Source organism: Caballeronia sp. LZ035 (assembly GCF_031451175.1).
GTDB lineage: Bacteria > Pseudomonadota > Gammaproteobacteria > Burkholderiales > Burkholderiaceae > Caballeronia.
In genome coordinates this window covers 1,861,903-1,878,236 of record NZ_JARUXS010000001.1, presented here as the reverse complement: position 1 = coordinate 1,878,236, position 16,334 = coordinate 1,861,903, and the positions used below count along the sequence as shown (strand labels likewise).

Below are 16,334 nucleotides of genomic sequence, written 5' to 3'. Positions count from 1 at the left end.
CTTGAATCAGAGGCTTGCAATCGTTTCTTCAAGTTCTTTGCGAATGTCTTCGATGGTCCGGGTGGCATCGACGACGGCAAAGCGCTGCGGCGACTCCGCGGCCCGGCGCAGATATTCGCCCCGGGTGCGCGCAAAGAACGCCTCCGACTCGCGCTCGAACTTGTCCGGTGCGCGCGCCGCCGAGCGGCGTTCGCTCGCGGTGTCGGTCGGCACGTCGAACAGCACGGTCAGGTCCGGCTGGAAACCGCCCTGCACCCAGCGTTCCAGCGCTTCGAGCTTGTCGCGCGGCAGGCCGCGGCCGCCGCCCTGGTACGCAAACGTGGCATCCGTAAAACGGTCCGACAGCACCCAGTCGCCGCGCGACAGCGCCGGCTCGATCACCTGCGCCAGGTGTTCCCGGCGCGCCGCGAACATCAGCAGCGCTTCGGTTTCGAGGTCCATCGGCTGGTCCAGCAGGATGCCGCGCAGCGTTTCGCCGAGCGGCGTGCCGCCCGGCTCGCGCGTCATCACGACTGCATGGCCGGACGGCGCAAGCTTCGCCGCGAGTTGCTGGCGGAACCAGTCGAGATGCGTGGTTTTGCCCGCCCCGTCGATCCCTTCGAACGTAATGAACTTGCCGCGCACCATTCATTGACCCCGGATGTATTTGTCGACGGCCTTGTTGTGGTCGCCGAGATTGTCGGAAAAGATGCTGCTGCCGTCGCCGCGCGAGACGAAATACAGCGCGGTGCTGGCGGCGGGGTTCAGCGTGGCGGTCAACGCGGCCACGCCGGGCAGCGCGATTGGCGTCGGCGGCAGGCCCATGCGCGTGTAGGTATTGTACGGAGTGTCGGTCTGCAGGTCCTTCTTCCTGAGCTTGCCGCCATAGGCCGGGCCTAGCCCATAGATGACAGTGGGATCGGTCTGCAACGGCATGCCGATGCGCAGCCGGTTCGCGAACACCGCCGCGACCAGCGGCCGGTCCTGCGCGCGCCCGGTTTCCTTCTCCACGATCGACGCCATGATGAGCGCGTCGTAAGGCGTCTTGTAAGGCAGATTGGGGGCGCGCGCGTTCCACGCCTCGGTGAGACGCGCCTGCATCAGCCGGTAGGCGCGCTGGTAGACCGCGAGATCGCTGGTGTTCTTGTCGAAGAGATAAGTGTCGGGAAAGAACAGCCCTTCAGCCGACGCCCGGTCCACCTCCGCCGCGCCGATCGCGCGCAGCAGGTCGGTGTCGCTCATGCCGGCCGTGTCGTGCTTGAGCGCGGGATTGCCGTCCAGTTCGGCGCGCATTTTCTGCAGCGTCCAGCCTTCGATGACCGTGGCCACGTACTCGTTAACATCGCCGCGCGCGATTTTCTGCAGGACCTCATAAGGCGTGATGCCGCTCTTGAACGCGTAGTTGCCGGACTTGAGCTGCGCGGACAGGCCCAGCACGCGGGTCATCAGCACGAACAACTCCGGCTCGACGGGCACGCCGCCGCGGTTCAACTGAGTGCTCACGCTGCGCAGACTGCTGTGCGGCTTGATGGTGACGTCGAGCTCGGGCGTTGCCAGCGCCATGGGGCGTTGCGCCCACCAGACCACGCCGCCCGCGACGGCCGCCGCGACCAGCGCGGCGAGCACGATGGCCACGACGCATTTCTTCAGAAGGGACATGCGGAACACGCTTGAGATAAGACCAATATAATAACTTGCCGCCTGTGCCGGAATCGCTTTCACCGGTCCGGGTTTCTCTGAAAGGACAGCCGCGACCTCCATGAATTCCCAGACCCCGACCCTCGCCCCCGCCGATTTCGAAGCCGTCAAGACCGCCGGCGCGTTCATGCCGCTCACGCAGTTCGGCGTGATCGATGTCAGGGGCGAGGACGCCGCGACCTTCCTGCACAACCAGATCACCAACGATGTCCAGCATCTCGACGCCTCCACGGCGCGTCTGGCCGGTTATTGCTCGCCGAAGGGACGGCTGCTGGCCTCGTTCCTGATGTGGCGCACGGCCGACGCGGTGCGCCTGCTGATCGCGCAGGACACGCAGGCGGCGGTGCAGAAGCGTCTGTCGATGTTTGTGCTGCGGCTGAAGGCGAAGTTGTCCGACGCAACCCCGGAAGTGGCCGCGGTCGGCTTCGCGGGCGACGTGCGCGCGGCGCTGTCCGGCGTCTTCGATGCGCTGCCCGACGGCGTGCATGTGAAGGTCGAAGGTCCGAATGGCGCGCTGATCCGCGTGCCGGACGCGGCGCACCGGCCGCGCTTCCTGTGGGTCGGGCCGAAGGCGCTGGTCGAGGCGCAACTCGCGGCACTCGAAGAAAAACTGGTGCGCGTGCCCGAACAGATGTGGGACTGGCTCGATATCCATGCGGGCGAACCGCGCATCACGCACGCGACGGTCGAGCAGTTCGTCCCGCAGATGGTGAACTTCGACGTGCTCGGCGGCGTGAACTTCAAGAAGGGCTGCTATCCGGGACAGGAGATCGTCGCGCGCAGCCAGTATCGCGGCACGATCAAGCGGCGCACGGCGCTCGCGCACACCGAAGCGGCGACGCCCGGCACGGAGCTGTTCCATTCCGACGATCGGGGCCAGCCATGCGGGCTCGTGGTCAACGCGGCGCCGGCGGAAGGCGGCGGCGTGGACTGCCTGGTCGAGATCAAGCTGGCTGCGCTCGACAACGGCAGCGTGCACGTCGGTTCCGCCGATGGCCCGGCGCTCGCGTTCGCGCCGCTGCCCTACGCCTTCCCTGCCGATGCCTGAGGCCTGCGCATGTGCCTGATCGTCTTCGACTGGCAGCCTTCGGCCGCGCCCGGCGAGCGCCGCGCGCTGCTGACGCTGTCGGCGAACCGGGATGAATTCTTCCGCCGCACCACCGAGCCGATGCACAGGTGGACCGACGCGCCGGGCGTGCTCGCGGGTCGCGATCTCACGGGCGGCGGCACGTGGCTGGGCGTCTCGCGCGACGGGCGCTTCGCGGCGCTGACGAACTATCGCGCACCGAGCGAGACACGCCCGGATGCGCCGACGCGCGGCACGCTGGTGAGCAACTTTCTCGCGGGCGAACGGCTTGCGCCGTTGACGTATCTCGAACGCGTGGCCGAGCAAGGGCAGCGCTATAACGGCTTCAACCTGCTGTGCGGTGATTTCACGCGGCGCGAACTGGGCTGGTACGGCAATCGTGCGGAGGCACCGCCTGCCTTGCTCGAAGCGGGCGTGCACGGCTTGTCGAACAGTCTGCTGAACACGCCGTGGCCAAAGCTGGTGGCGCAGCGCGACGCCTTGCACGATCTGATACACGCCGACGAGCGGCCGTCACTCGATGTGCTGATCGACACCTTGCGCGACCCGCGTACGGCGAACGATGCGCTGCTGCCTTCCACCGGAATTTCGATCGAGCGGGAACGCGTGTTGTCGGCGGCGTTCATCGAGACGCCCGAGTATGGGACGCGCAGCACCACGGCGTTGCGCGTGGACTTGACGGCGCATGGGCTCACGGTCGACATCAAGGAACGCAGTGACGATGACGGTTCGCATCGAATCGTGCGGCCCGGCGCGTTCGAGCGGGCTTTTGAGTTCGAGGTCAAAGGCGGTTAAGAGGCGGGCTTGGCGCGCGTGCGTCGCATCATGTAGAGAATGCCCCCGATGATCAGGGCGGCGATGCCGTCTACCAAGGCGAGTATGGGGACTGGATCGAACCATAAGTCCATGTTGGTGGTTCGCGCGTAATACGGCGGCCCGTCGCCGTAGGCCTCGTTCAGGTTGAGTGCATTCCAGGCGACGAGAAGAGCAACAAGAAGAGCAAAGATGGCATATAGCCCCGCTCTCAGTAAGAACCGGTACCGCGTAATCTGCATTGTTTTAGTATGGAGCGATCAAAGGAATGGAGGCATTCCGGAGATGAATTACAGCGGCTTCGAAGATGCGGGCTCAGCGCGTGCGTCGCATCAGATAGAGAATGCCCCCGATGATCAGTGCGCCGATGCTGTCCACCAAGGTTATTATGGGGAGCGGATTGAACCATAAATCCATGTTGGTGGTTCGCGAGTAGTATGGCGGACCGTCGCCGTAGTACTCGTTCAGGTTTAGCGCATTCCAAGCGACGAGAAGAGCAACGAGAAGGGCAACGATGACATATAGCCCCGCTCTCAGTAAGGGCCGGTAGCGCGTAATCTGCATTGTTTTTAGGACCGAACGGTCAAAGGAATGTAGCATTCCGGAGAATCCGCTATCGCGGATTCCAAGTCGCGGGCTTAGCGCATGCGTCGTATCAGGTAGACAATGCCTCCGATGATCAGTGCGCCGATGCTGTCCACCAAGGTCATTAAGGGGATGGGATTGAACCATACGTCCATGTTGGTGGTTCGCGAGTAGTACGGCGGGCCGTCGCCGTAGTACTCGATCAGAGCGAGCCTATTCCACGCGACGAGAAGAGCAACAAGAACAGCAACGATGGCATATAGCCCCGCCCTCAGTAAGGACCGATAGCTCCTGATTTGCATTGTCTTTAGTATCGAACGGTCAAAGGAATGTAGCATTCCGGAGAATCAGCTACAGCAGCTTCCACGTCGCGAACGAAGTCCTCCATTCGCGAACCGAGATTGATGCATCCAGCAGTTCTTAAATTCGTTCCGCCGTGAATAAAGAATCCACCGCGACCGAAGGTGTCCGTACCCGGGAATATGTGGATTGTGATTCGATGGTCTCCCCAAGTTGCGCGCAGGGCCGGCCTGTACCATTCGTTCGTCCACATCTGTGACGGTTGAATCCAATATCGACCCGGCGGAATGGGACCTTGATTGCGTGTTCGATATCGGGCGGGAGAGAAGTCAAACCTTCCCCCGATCAATGGTTTCCCGGAAATTGCAGGATAGGACCGTCCATCCTGCGCATGCATCAAAAGTGACGAGCCATTGAACGAGAGAGCGAGGGTCCCTGAACGCGCACACATGGGACTGCGGGGAAAACCGTGCTCTGCTGCATAGTCATCTGACATACATACAAGACAGTTGGATTGGACGGTCGTGCAGGGCAAGCTTGCCCCTGATCACTCTATATGCCGATCCTATCAGCTAGTGATCCTGACGAATCCACTCGCCCCACATTTCAGACAATACTCAACCCTCAATCCCCACCTTCAAACGCCTCGCGCAGCGCCCTCACCGCTTCCGCATGCGCATCGGCCACTTCAGGCACGAAGCCGCCCATCTTGAAGAACTCGTGGATCATGCCTTCATAGCGCCTGAGCGTCACCGGCACGCCCTGCTGCTCCAGCTTCTCCGCATACGCGATATCCTCATCGAACAGCGGATCGTGATCCGCCGCCGCGATCCACGCCGGCGCGACGCCCGCCATGTCAGGCACGCCGCCCGCCGCGTCGAGCGGGGCGAAGCGCCAGTCGTCGCGATCGCGGTCATCGCGCAGATACTGGGCGAAGAACCACTGGATGGTTTCCCCCGAAAGCAGGTAACCCTCTGCCCGCTGCGCGTGCGACGCGCTCTGCTGCCGCGCGCTCGTGCCCGGATAGATCAGCAGTTGCAGCCGCAAGCCGATGCCCGCATCACGGGCCAGCACCGCACACACCGTGGCCAGCGTGCCGCCCGCGCTGTCGCCGCCGATTGCAAGCCGCGCCGCATCGATGCCGAACGTGCCCGCCTCGCGCGTGAGCCATTGCAACGCGTCGAACGCGTCGTTCACCGCGACGGGAAACCGGTGCTCAGGCGCAAGCCGGTAATCCACCGATACCACCGCGCACCCCGCATCGTGCGCGAGCTTGCGGCACAGCGCATCGTGCGTCGCCACGCTGCCGACGGTGAAGCCGCCGCCATGCAGATACAGCAGCCCCGCCATCGGCTGCGTCCAGTTCGGCTCGACGGGCTGATACACGCGCACGCCGATCGCTGCGCCATCGCGCGTGGGCACCTGCACGTCCTCGACGCTGAACATCGGCAGCGGCGCGATGTCGAGGATCGGTGCGCTCATCGCGTAGGCGGCGCGCGCCTGTTGCGGCGTCAGCGTGTGGAACGGCGGACGGTTCGCGCGCGCCACCATTTCGAGGATTTGGGCGATCTTGGGATTGAGCGGCATCGGTTGAAGAGCAGTGAAAACGACCCTAACGCGGCCGCTTGAGCGACATCGGATCGGTGGGATTGCGCAGTTGCGCGATGTCGTCGAGCCGCAGTTGCACCGAAGCCATGATGGCCGGATGCGTGATGACGTAGAAACGGCCCGCGCGCACGGCGTCGAAGGTCAGTGCGGCGATGTCGTCCGCCGTGAGCTTGCCGCCTTCCACGGCTTTCGTCAGCTGCCGCGCGGCGAGCTTCTGCGATGCGGTGTACGGCGCGGCGTTGGCGAGCGCGTCGGGGCGCGCGCGTTCGGCAGCGGCAATGCCGGTCGGCACGAACGCGGGACACAGCAGCGACACGCCGATCAGATCCGCGCCCGCCAGTCGCAGGTCATGCTGCAAGGTCTCGGTCAGCGCGACGACCGCGTGTTTCGACGCGTTGTAGACGCCCATCGCGGGCGCGGCGAGCAGGCCCGCCACCGATGCCGTATTGACGATATGCGCGGGCTCGTTCTGCCGCAGCATGATGGGCACGAAGGCGCGCAGGCCGTTCGCCACGCCCATCACGTTGACGCCGAAAACCCATTGCCAGTCGTTGGCGCTGTTCTCCCACACGAAGCCGCCCGCGCCGACGCCCGCGTTGTTGAACAGCAGATGCACGCCGCCGAAGGCATCGAGCGCCGCCTGCGCGAGCGCCTCGACCTGCACCGGGTCCGAGACGTCCGCCGTCACGCCGAGCGCTTCGCCGCCCTGTGCGCGGATGGCGTCGACGGTGGCGGCGAGGCCGGCGGTGTCGAGGTCGGCGAGCACGAGCTTCATGCCGAGCGCCGCGCCCTGCTGCGCGAACGCCCGGCCGAAGCCGCTGCCTGCGCCGGTGATGACGGCAACCTTGCCTGCGAAACTGTCCACTTGAGCTTTCCGAGGTTCGATCAGACCAGCTTCACCAACTGCTTGCCGAAGTTCTTCCCGCGCAGCATGCCGAGCAGGGCTTCGGGCGCCTTGTCGAGGCCTTCAGCGATGCTCTCGCGGAACAGCAGTTTCTTCGTCGCGACGCGTTCGCCGAGATCCTTGAGCGCCTGCGGCCAGATGTCGAGATGCTCGTAGACGATGAAGCCTTGCAGCAAGAGCCGCTGCGTCAGGATGAGCCGGGGTGCGTCCAGCGGCAGGGGTTTGCCGTCGTAGCCCGAGATCATGCCGCATACCGCCACGCGTCCGAACGCGTTCATGCGCGCCAGCACCGCGTTGAGGATCTCGCCGCCGACGTTCTCGAAATAGCCGTCGATGCCGTCCGGCACGGCCGCCTTCAGGTCGGCGCGCAGGTTGCCCGCCTTGTAATCGACGCAGGCATCGAAGCCGAGCGTCTCCACCACGTAGCGGCATTTCTCCGCGCCGCCCGCGATGCCCACCGCACGGCAACCGGCCGCCTTCGCCAGTTGCCCGACGACGCTGCCCACCGCGCCGCTCGCCGCCGACACTACCACGGTCTCGCCCGTCTTTGGCTTGATGATGCCGTTCAGGCCGTACCACGCGGTGACGCCCGGCATGCCGAGCGCGCCGAGATAGGCGGAGAGCGGCACGCGCGAGGCATCGACCTGGTTCAGCATCGTGCCGTCGGAGGTGCCGTACTCCTGCCAGCCGAGCATGCCCACGACGCTGTCGCCGACCGCGAACTTCGGATTGCGCGACTCGCTGACGACGCCCACCGTTCCGCCGATCATCACTTCGTTCAGCGGCTGCGGCGGCGCGTAGGATTTGGCGTCGTCCATGCGGCCGCGCATGTACGGGTCGAGCGACAGATAGTGGTTGCGGACCCGCACCTGACCTTCGGCGAGCGGCGCGAGCGGCGTTTCGACGAGCTTGAAGTTGCTCACCGACGCTTCGCCTTCGGGGCGCGAGACGAGCAGGATCTGACGGTTCAGCGGTGCGTCTGCCATGGCGGGTTCTCCTGTCTTCAAAGGGATGATGCCGGTGTCACGCGTCGCTCGGGCCGGGCAGCGCCTTGGGATCGGTACGCATTTTCTGGCGTGCGATGTCACGTCCGACCGCGAGCCGCTTCATGTACTTGAACGTGCCGAGCGCCTTGGCCACGAAGTGCCCTTCGCTGTCGCGCACTTCGCCTTCGCAGTAAGCCATGGTGGTCGAGCGGTGCAGCACGCGGCCGTAGCCGCGCAACTCGCCGCGGCCGGGCTGCATGAAGTTCACCTTCATCTCGACGGTGACGACGCCGACGCCGTCGCCCGCGACGCTGCGCGCGGCGAGCGCCAGCGCGGCGTCGAGCAGGGTCATCGTGACGCCGCCATGGGCGATGCCCCAGGTGTTCAGATGCGTGTCGCGCAGCGGCAGGCACACTTCGCTTTCGCCGTCCTGCGCGCGGACGAGATCAACGCCGAGCGAATCGATGAACGGGCTTTCGATGGACACGCCGCTGCCCGCCGGATCGGTGCTGGACATTGCGCTCATACCTCGTAGTCGACGCATTGACGGTCTTCACGGACCGCCGCGACGAAGTCCTTCAAGGCCTGATGCTTCGGATGGACCTGATAGGCCTCGAGCGCGGCGCGGTCGTCGAAATCGGACACCAGCACGACGTCATAGGTGCAGTCGAAGCCCGGCTGAGCGGTGCCGACCTCGAAGTGTCCCTGCCCTTTCACGATGCTGCGGCAGGTTTCGAGCCGGGCTTTCAGCTTTTGCGCATTCTCTGCGCGGCTGGCGCCCTCGGCGGTTTCCTTCAGCTTCCACATGACGATGTGACGCAGCACGGCGGCTCCTGATTCATGATGTCGGTCAAGACCTGAAGCGTAGCAAAAATCGCCGGGCGGCGACGTACGCGCGACTTGCCGCGCTTTGGTCACACGATCTCGAACAGTCCCGCCGCGCCCTGCCCGCCGCCGACGCACATCGTCACCACGACGAAGCGCGCGCCGCGCCGCTTGCCTTCGATCAGCGCATGTCCCGTGAGCCGCGCGCCCGACACGCCATACGGATGCCCGACCGCGATCGCGCCGCCGTTCACATTGAGGCGCTCGTCGGGAATGCCCAGCCGGTCGCGGCAATAAAGCACCTGCACGGCGAAGGCTTCATTCAGTTCCCACAAGCCGATGTCATCGACGGTGAGCCCCGCGCGTTGCAGCAGCTTCGGCACCGCGAACACCGGCCCGATACCCATTTCGTCCGGCTCGCAGCCCGCCACCGCGAAACCGCGAAAGAGGCCGAGCGGTTGCAGCCCTTCGCGTTCGGCAAGCGTCGCGCTCATGACGACGCAGGCCGACGCGCCATCCGAAAACTGACTCGCGTTGCCCGCCGTGATGACGCCGCCCGGCAGCGCCGTGCGGATCTTCGCGACGCCTTCGAGCGTGGTGTCCGCGCGAATGCCCTCATCGGCGGCGAGCGTGACTTCGCGCGTGAACAACCGGCCGCTGGCCTTGTCCGCGATGCCGGCGAGCACGGTGATCGGCACGATCTCGGCATCGAAGCGGCCGGCAGCCTGCGCGGCGGCCGCGCGTTGCTGCGAACGGGCGCCGTATTCGTCCTGCCGCTCCCGCGAGATGTCATAGCGCCGCGCGACGTTCTCGGCGGTCTGGAGCATCGGCCAGTAAATTGCAGGCTTGTGCGTGTCGAGCCAGCCTTCCTTGAGCATGTGGCGGTTCATCTCGTTCTGCACGCAGGAAATCGACTCGACGCCGCCCGCAACGAACACCTCGCCCTCGCCCGTCATCACGCGCTGAGCGGCGAGCGCGATGCTCTGCAGGCCCGACGAGCAGAAGCGGTTCACCGTCATGCCCGGCACCGCGGCCGGCAAGCCGGCGCGCAAGGCGATCTGCCGCGCGACGTTCATGCCGGTCGCGCCTTCGGGAAACGCGCAGCCCATGACGACGTCCTCGATGCGCGCCGGGTCGATGCCCGCGCGTTCGACCGCCGCCCGTACGACGTGACCGCCGAGCGTCGCGCCATGGGTCATGTTGAGTGCGCCGCGCCACGATTTGGCGAGCGCGGTGCGCGCGGTGGCTACGATCACGGCGTCGGTCATGTTGTCTCTCTCGTTTCGATGTCGTTCGAACTCACGCGCCGCACGCCAGCGCCGAGCATGTCCTGCCACGCGCGCGCCAGCGACCCGTCCAGGTCGATCGCGCGGCATGCGTCCTCGATCACGATGGTTTCGAAGCCGGCCGCGCGTGCGTCGAGCGCCGACCACGCGACGCAATAGTCGGTCGCGAGTCCGGCGAGCCACACGCGCCGCGCGCCGGTGTCGCGCAGATAGCCCGTCAAGCCGGTCGGCGTCGAGCGATCCGCTTCGAGGAACGCCGAATAGCTGTCGACGTGTTCGTGATGGCCCTTGCGCACGACCATCCGCGCGTGCGGTACATGCAGGTCGCGATGCAGCGCCGCGCCCTCGGTGTCCTGCACGCAGTGCACGGGCCATAGCACCTGCTCGCCGTAGGGCAGCGTCATCGTCTCGAAGGGCCGGCGTCCCGCGTGAGTCGCCGCGAACGACACATGCGAGCGCGGATGCCAGTCCTGAGTCAGCACGACATGCGAAAAGCCGGCCGCGATGCGGTTGATGACCGGCACGACCTCGTCGCCGCGCGCGACAGCCAGCGCCCCGCCCGGCATGAAATCGGGTTGCACGTCTACGACGATCAGTACGTCTTCCACGGGTTTCATCATGTTCAAAAGGCTCAGGCGTTGAAGCGGCCGTTGGCGGCGGCGAGTTCCGCGATGCGCGCGGCGGGCTGCCAGGCATCGCCGTTGGGTTGGGCGGCAAACTTGCGCAGCGCGCGATCGACGTTATAGAGACCGATGGTATCCGCGTACAGCATCGGGCCGCCGCGCCAGAGCGGGAAGCCATAGCCGGTGAGATAGACCATGTCGATGTCCGAGGCCTTCGCCGCGATGCCTTCCTCGAGAATCTTCGCGCCTTCGTTCACGAGCGACAGCACGAGACGCTCGACGATTTCCTCATCGCCGATCTCGCGCCGCGTGACGCCCTGTTCGGCGGAGAAGCCGGCGATCATCCCGTCGACGGCGGCAGACGGGATCGCGTCGCGCTTGCCCGGCGCATAGTCATACCAGCCCGCGCCCGTCTTCTGTCCGAAGCGGCCCATCTCGCACAGGCGATCGGCCACGCGCGCGTAACGCAGTTCCGGCTGTTCGCGATAACGCCGCTTGCGGATCGCCCAGCCGATATCGTTGCCCGCGAGATCGCTCATGCGAAACGGGCCCATCGCGAAACCGAACTGTTCGATCGCGCGATCCACCTGCGCGGGCAGCGCGCCTTCCTCCAGCATGAAGAGCGCCTGGCGAATGTACTGCTCGATCATGCGGTTGCCGATGAAGCCGTCGCACACGCCCGAGACCACCGCCGTCTTTTTGATCTTCTTCGCGAGCTGCATGATGGTGGCGAGCACGTCTTTCGACGTCTCCTTGCCGCGCACCACTTCGAGCAGCTTCATCACGTTGGCGGGACTGAAGAAGTGCATGCCGATCACATCGCCGGGACGCTGCGTGAACGACGCGATGCGGTTCAGATCGAGCGTCGACGTGTTCGACGCGAGGATCGCGCCCGGCTTCGCCACTTCGTCGAGTTTGCGGAATACCTGCTCTTTCACCTCGAGCTCTTCGAACACCGCCTCGATGATCAGATCGGCTTGCGCGAGATCGGCGAACGAGAGCGTCGGGCGGATCAGCGCGATGCGTTCTTCGACCTGTTGCTGCGTGAGCTTGCCCTTCTTCACCTGCGCCTCGAAGTTGCGGCGAATCGTCGCGAGACCGCGATCCAGCGCGTCCTGCTTCGTTTCCAGCAGCGTGACGGGCAGCTTTGCGTTGAGGAAGTTCATCGCGATGCCTCCGCCCATCGTGCCCGCGCCCACGATGCCGATCTGCTCGATCTTCCTGACCGGCGTGTTCGACGGCACGTCGGCGATCTTGCCGGCCGCGCGTTCGCCGAAGAACGCATGCCGCAGCGCGCGGCTCTCGGGTGTCTGCACGAGCGCGAGAAAGCATTCGCGCTCGAACGCGAGGCCGCGTTCGAAGCCTTCCTTGACGCCCTTCTCGATCGCGTCAATGCACTTGTGCGGCGCCGGGAAATTGCGGGCCACCGCCGCCACGTTGTTGCGCGCGAAGTGGATGAAGCCCTCCGCGTTCGCATGCTCGATGCGTCGCTCGCGCAGCTTCGGATGCGGCCCGCCGCGCGCCGCGGCATTGCGCGCGAAGCTCAGCGCGGTGTCGAGCAGATCGCCTTGTACCAGGGTGTCGAAGAGCCCGCTATGCGCGAGCTGCTCGGACGGCACCGGCGTACCGGACACGACCATGTTGAGCGCCGTCTCCAGCCCAACCGCGCGCGGCAGACGCTGCGTGCCGCCCGCGCCCGGCAGAAGGCCGAGCTTCACTTCCGGCAGCGCGATCTGCGCGCCCGGCGCGGCGACGCGGTAATGCGCGCCGAGCGCGAGTTCCAGGCCGCCACCCATCGCCACGGCGTGAATCGCGGCCACGACGGGCTTCGTGCTGCCCTCGACGGCCTTGATGACGGTGAGGAGCGTCGGTTCCTGCGTGGCCTTCGGGGTATTGAATTCGGTGATGTCGGCGCCGCCCGAAAAGGCCTTGCCCGCGCCGATCAGGACGATGGCGCATACGTTCGCGTCGCTGTTCGCGCGCTCGATGCCTTCGACGATGCCGAGCCGCGTCGCGTGCCCGAGTCCGTTGACCGGCGGATTGTCGAGCATGATGACGGCGACGCCGTCGCGGATCGAATAATCCACTGCCATGAAGCTGTCTCCCGATGGACCGCGATAAAGGAATGAGCGTAGCCGACGGCCGCGCGAGGCGGAAAAGCACGATCGTCACACAGTGCGATCTTAACGCTCAAGCGCGCTGAAGATGACGAAGCCCCGGACGCGGGTACGCATCCGGGGCTTCAGAATGGGCGAATCCGTGCGTCAGGCCGGATTCTCGGCGGCTGTCGGCAGCACGTGGTCGCGATACTGCTCCCGCAGCCTGACCTTCTGCAGCTTGCCGGTCGCGGTATGCGGCAATTCCTCGGCGAAGATCACGTCGTCGGGGATCCACCACTTCGCCACCTTGCCGTCGAAATGGGCGAGCAGTTCCTCGCGCGTGACAGTCGCGCCCGGCTTCAGCACGGCGACGATCACTGGCCGCTCGGTCCACTTCGGATGCGCGCACGCGATGCACGCCGCCTCGGCCACCTGCGGATGCGACACCGCGATGTTCTCCAGGTCGATCGAGCTGATCCATTCCCCGCCTGACTTGATCACGTCCTTGCTGCGGTCCGTGATCTGCATGAAGCCGTCCGGGTCGATGGTCGCGACATCGCCGGTCGGGAACCAGCCGTCGACGAGCGGAGAGTCGTCACGCCGGAAATAGCGGTCGATGACCCACGGCCCGCGCACGTACAGGTCGCCGAAGGACTTGCCGTCCCACGGCAGTTCGCGGCCGTCGTCGCCGACCACCTTCATGTCCACGCCGAACAGCGCGCGGCCCTGCTTTTCCAGCGCATGCCGCTGCTCCTCGGGCGGCCGCTGCTTCTGCCGGTAGCTCAGACGCGACAGCGTGCCGAGCGGCGACATCTCCGTCATGCCCCACGCGTGGATCACCTGCACGCCGTACTCTTCCTCGAAGATGCGCAACATCGCCGGCGGACACGCGGAACCGCCGATCACCGTGCGCGTGAGCGTCGAGAAACGCAAACCGTGCTGCTTCAGATAGGCGAGCAGCCCCATCCACACGGTCGGCACGCCGGCCGAATAGGTGACGCCTTCCGCTTCCATCAATTCATAGAGCGACTGGCCGTCGAGATCCTTGCCCGGCAGCACGAGCTTCGCGCCGACCAGCGGGGCCGCGTGCGGAATGCCCCACGCGTTCACATGGAACATCGGCACGACGGGAAGAATGGAGTCGCTCGCCGATGCGCCCATTGCGTCGGGCAGCGCCGCGCCGTACGCGTGCAGCACGGTCGAGCGATGCGAATACAGCGCACCCTTCGGATTGCCGGTCGTGCCCGACGTGTAGCACAGGAACGAAGCCTGGCGTTCGTCGAGCATCGGCCAGTCGTAGTCGCCGTCGTGCGCGCCGATGAGCGTCTCGTAGCTCATCACGGGCACGCTCAGGTCCGACAGATGCGTCTCGATGCACGATGCATCGCCGAGCGCGATCCAGCCTTTCACGTTCGGACACTGCGGCGCGATGATCTCGACCAGCGGCGCGAAGGTCATGTCGAAGCAGACATAGGCGTCGTCGGCGTGATCGATGATGAAGGCGACCTGATCCGGAAACAGGCGCGGGTTGATCGTGTGGCACACGGCGCCCATGCCCGACACGCCGTAGTAGCACTCCAGATGCCGGTAGCCGTTCCACGCGAGCGTGCCGACGCGCTCGCCCTGCGCGACGCCGAGCGCGGTCAGCGCCTGCGCGAGCTGCTTCGCGCGGCGTTCGCAGTCGCGCCAGGTGTAGCGGTGGATGTCGCCTTCGATACGGCGGGAAACGATCTCGGTATCGCCGAAGTGGCGCGAGGCATGGGACAGCAGGGACGACGCGAGCAACGGTACTTCCATCATCTGGCCGTGAAGCGGCGACATCATGGGCGAAGTCCTCGGGTGGTCGATGGCCGGGTCGACGGCCGGATCCATGGCCTGCCGGCGCTTGGGCCGGCCCCTGCAGGCCGGCGGGCGCGGAATTACAATATCGTTTAACTCAGAGGCGCTCAATATGTCGTTTTCCCCAAGCGTTTCGCGGGACGAGACACCCGCGGACGCACCATCGATGCAGCAGATCGCCGGTGCCGTCGAAGCCGGCAAGCCGGGTTCCTTCGCAGCGCTCGGCACCGCATTCCTCACTCGCCTGCCTGCCGCGCCCGTGCCGGAGCCGTATCTCGTCGGGCTGTCGCGCGAGACGGCGCAGACGCTCGGCTTCCATCCGGACATTGCCACCGGCCCGGAGAAAGACGCCTTCGCCGCTTACTTCGCGGGCAATCCCACGCGTGACTGGCCAGCCGATGCCCTGCCCTACGCCGCCGTGTACTCGGGGCATCAGTTCGGCGTGTGGGCGGGCCAGTTGGGCGACGGACGCGCGCTCACGCTCGGCGAAGTGGAGCACGACGGCACGCGCCTCGAAGTGCAGCTGAAAGGCGCCGGACGCACGCCGTACTCGCGCATGGGCGATGGCCGCGCGGTGCTGCGCTCGTCGATCCGCGAATTCCTGTGTTCGGAAGCGATGCATCACCTGGGCATACCGACTACGCGCGCGTTCGCGGTCGTCGGTTCCGACCTGCCGGTGCGCCGCGAGGAGATGGAAAGCGCGGCGATCGTTACGCGCGTCGCGCCGAGCTTCGTGCGCTTCGGGCACTTCGAGCATTTCTATTCGAACGACCGCCCCGACGAACTCAGGAAGCTCGCCGATCACGTGATCGACCGCTTTTATCCGCACTGCCGCGCGGAGCCGGACCCGTATCTCGCGCTGCTGGCCGAGGCGGTGCGCACGACCGCCGACCTGATGGCGCAATGGCAAGGCGTCGGCTTCTGTCACGGCGTGATGAACACCGACAACATGTCGATTCTCGGCCTGACCATCGACTACGGTCCGTTCGGCTTCATGGACGGCTTCAACGCGCATCACGTCTGCAACCACTCGGACACGCAGGGCCGCTATGCGTATGGCCGGCAGCCGCAGGTGGGCTACTGGAACCTGTTTTGTCTCGCGCAGGCGCTCGTGCCGCTGTTCGGCGACAACCTGCCCGAGGAAGGCCGCGCGGAACGCGTCGTCGAGGAAGCGCAGAAAGTGCTCGAAGGCTTCAAGACGCGCTTCGCTCCGGCGCTCGTCGCAACGATGCGCGCGAAACTGGGCCTGGCCGTTGAACGCGAGGGCGACGACGCACTCGCCAACGGCCTATTCGAAATCATGCATGCGAACCGGGCGGACTTCACGCTCACGTTCCGCAATCTGTCGAAACTCCGCAAGGCCGATGCAAGCGCCGACGCGCCGGTGCGCGACCTGTTCCTCGACCGCGCCGCGTTCGACGCGTGGGCGGTGAAGTATCGCGAACGTCTCGCGCACGAAACGCGCGACGACGCCGCGCGCGCGGACGCCATGAACCGCGTGAACCCGAAATACGTGCTGCGCAATCATCTGGCGGAACAGGCGATCCGGCAGGCGGCGGAGAAGGATTTTTCCGAAGTCGCGCGCCTGCTGGACGTGTTGCGCCGCCCTTACGACGAGCAGCCCGGGAACGAGGCCTATGCCGGCCTGCCGCCCGACTGGGCGAGCGATCTCGAAGTGAGTTGTTCTTCGTAGGATCGTCCT

Annotated in this window: 17 protein-coding genes; 3 read left to right on the top strand and 14 right to left on the bottom strand. The window is 65.7% G+C overall.

Annotated features, from left to right (window positions below; all coding sequences use genetic code 11):
- Positions 1–6 precede the first annotated feature (6 nt).
- Both tmk and mltG read right to left on the bottom strand, forming a co-directional pair.
- On the bottom strand, positions 7–627 hold the full coding sequence (tmk, locus tag QCE88_RS08955) for a dTMP kinase (protein ID WP_309901071.1): 621 nt from the start codon (positions 625–627) through the stop codon (positions 7–9).
- Complete coding sequence (gene mltG / locus QCE88_RS08950; protein ID WP_309901069.1) at positions 628–1,638, bottom strand: endolytic transglycosylase MltG; 1,011 nt, start codon at positions 1,636–1,638, stop codon at positions 628–630.
- A 100-nt stretch (positions 1,639–1,738) separates the two neighbouring features.
- Here mltG and QCE88_RS08945 point away from each other — a divergent pair, with 100 nt between their 5' ends.
- Positions 1,739–2,725, top strand: a complete 987-nt coding sequence (locus tag QCE88_RS08945; protein WP_309901067.1) for a folate-binding protein — start codon at positions 1,739–1,741, stop codon at positions 2,723–2,725.
- Positions 2,726–2,734: 9 nt separating this feature from the next.
- Complete coding sequence (locus tag QCE88_RS08940; RefSeq protein ID WP_309901065.1) at positions 2,735–3,559, top strand: NRDE family protein; 825 nt, start codon at positions 2,735–2,737, stop codon at positions 3,557–3,559.
- Here the strand turns inward: QCE88_RS08940 and QCE88_RS08935 are convergent.
- The 12 genes from QCE88_RS08935 to QCE88_RS08880 all read right to left on the bottom strand — a co-directional run bounded on the left by QCE88_RS08935 (position 3,556) and on the right by QCE88_RS08880 (position 14,617).
- On the bottom strand, positions 3,556–3,819 hold the full coding sequence (locus QCE88_RS08935; RefSeq protein WP_309901064.1) for a hypothetical protein: 264 nt from the start codon (positions 3,817–3,819) through the stop codon (positions 3,556–3,558). The genes QCE88_RS08940 and QCE88_RS08935 overlap by 4 nt on opposite strands.
- Positions 3,820–3,892: 73 nt before the next feature.
- Positions 3,893–4,177, bottom strand: coding sequence for a hypothetical protein (locus QCE88_RS08930; protein WP_309901062.1), 285 nt, complete (start codon positions 4,175–4,177; stop codon positions 3,893–3,895).
- A 292-nt stretch (positions 4,178–4,469) separates the two neighbouring features.
- Entirely contained in the window at positions 4,470–4,859 is a 390-nt protein-coding gene (locus QCE88_RS08925; protein ID WP_309901060.1) for a tlde1 domain-containing protein, read from the bottom strand.
- Positions 4,860–5,086: 227 nt separating this feature from the next.
- The gene (locus QCE88_RS08920) at positions 5,087–6,049 is read right to left on the bottom strand and encodes an alpha/beta hydrolase (RefSeq protein ID WP_309901058.1); all 963 of its coding nucleotides are present in this window, start codon (positions 6,047–6,049) and stop codon (positions 5,087–5,089) included.
- 25 nt (positions 6,050–6,074) lie between these two features.
- On the bottom strand, positions 6,075–6,935 hold the full coding sequence (locus QCE88_RS08915; RefSeq protein ID WP_309901056.1) for an SDR family oxidoreductase: 861 nt from the start codon (positions 6,933–6,935) through the stop codon (positions 6,075–6,077).
- A 20-nt stretch (positions 6,936–6,955) separates the two neighbouring features.
- The gene (locus QCE88_RS08910; RefSeq protein WP_309901054.1) at positions 6,956–7,960 is read right to left on the bottom strand and encodes an NADP-dependent oxidoreductase; all 1,005 of its coding nucleotides are present in this window, start codon (positions 7,958–7,960) and stop codon (positions 6,956–6,958) included.
- A gap of 37 nt (positions 7,961–7,997) precedes the next feature.
- Positions 7,998–8,486, bottom strand: a complete 489-nt coding sequence (locus QCE88_RS08905; RefSeq protein WP_309901051.1) for a PaaI family thioesterase — start codon at positions 8,484–8,486, stop codon at positions 7,998–8,000.
- Complete coding sequence (locus tag QCE88_RS08900; RefSeq protein ID WP_309832242.1) at positions 8,483–8,785, bottom strand: Dabb family protein; 303 nt, start codon at positions 8,783–8,785, stop codon at positions 8,483–8,485. The genes QCE88_RS08905 and QCE88_RS08900 overlap by 4 nt, the downstream gene beginning before the upstream one ends.
- Positions 8,786–8,874: 89 nt before the next feature.
- The gene (locus QCE88_RS08895; RefSeq protein WP_309901048.1) at positions 8,875–10,053 is read right to left on the bottom strand and encodes an acetyl-CoA C-acyltransferase; all 1,179 of its coding nucleotides are present in this window, start codon (positions 10,051–10,053) and stop codon (positions 8,875–8,877) included.
- Positions 10,050–10,688: a bifunctional nicotinamidase/pyrazinamidase gene (gene pncA / locus QCE88_RS08890; RefSeq protein WP_309903472.1), complete on the bottom strand. Its 639-nt coding sequence runs from the start codon at positions 10,686–10,688 to the stop codon at positions 10,050–10,052. The genes QCE88_RS08895 and pncA overlap by 4 nt, the downstream gene beginning before the upstream one ends.
- A gap of 14 nt (positions 10,689–10,702) precedes the next feature.
- Complete coding sequence (locus QCE88_RS08885) at positions 10,703–12,787, bottom strand: 3-hydroxyacyl-CoA dehydrogenase NAD-binding domain-containing protein (protein ID WP_309901046.1); 2,085 nt, start codon at positions 12,785–12,787, stop codon at positions 10,703–10,705.
- 171 nt (positions 12,788–12,958) lie between these two features.
- Positions 12,959–14,617, bottom strand: coding sequence for a 3-(methylthio)propionyl-CoA ligase (locus tag QCE88_RS08880; protein ID WP_309901044.1), 1,659 nt, complete (start codon positions 14,615–14,617; stop codon positions 12,959–12,961).
- A 181-nt stretch (positions 14,618–14,798) separates the two neighbouring features.
- Here QCE88_RS08880 and QCE88_RS08875 point away from each other — a divergent pair, with 181 nt between their 5' ends.
- Positions 14,799–16,325, top strand: a complete 1,527-nt coding sequence (locus QCE88_RS08875; protein ID WP_409018070.1) for a protein adenylyltransferase SelO — start codon at positions 14,799–14,801, stop codon at positions 16,323–16,325.
- Positions 16,326–16,334 lie beyond the last annotated feature (9 nt).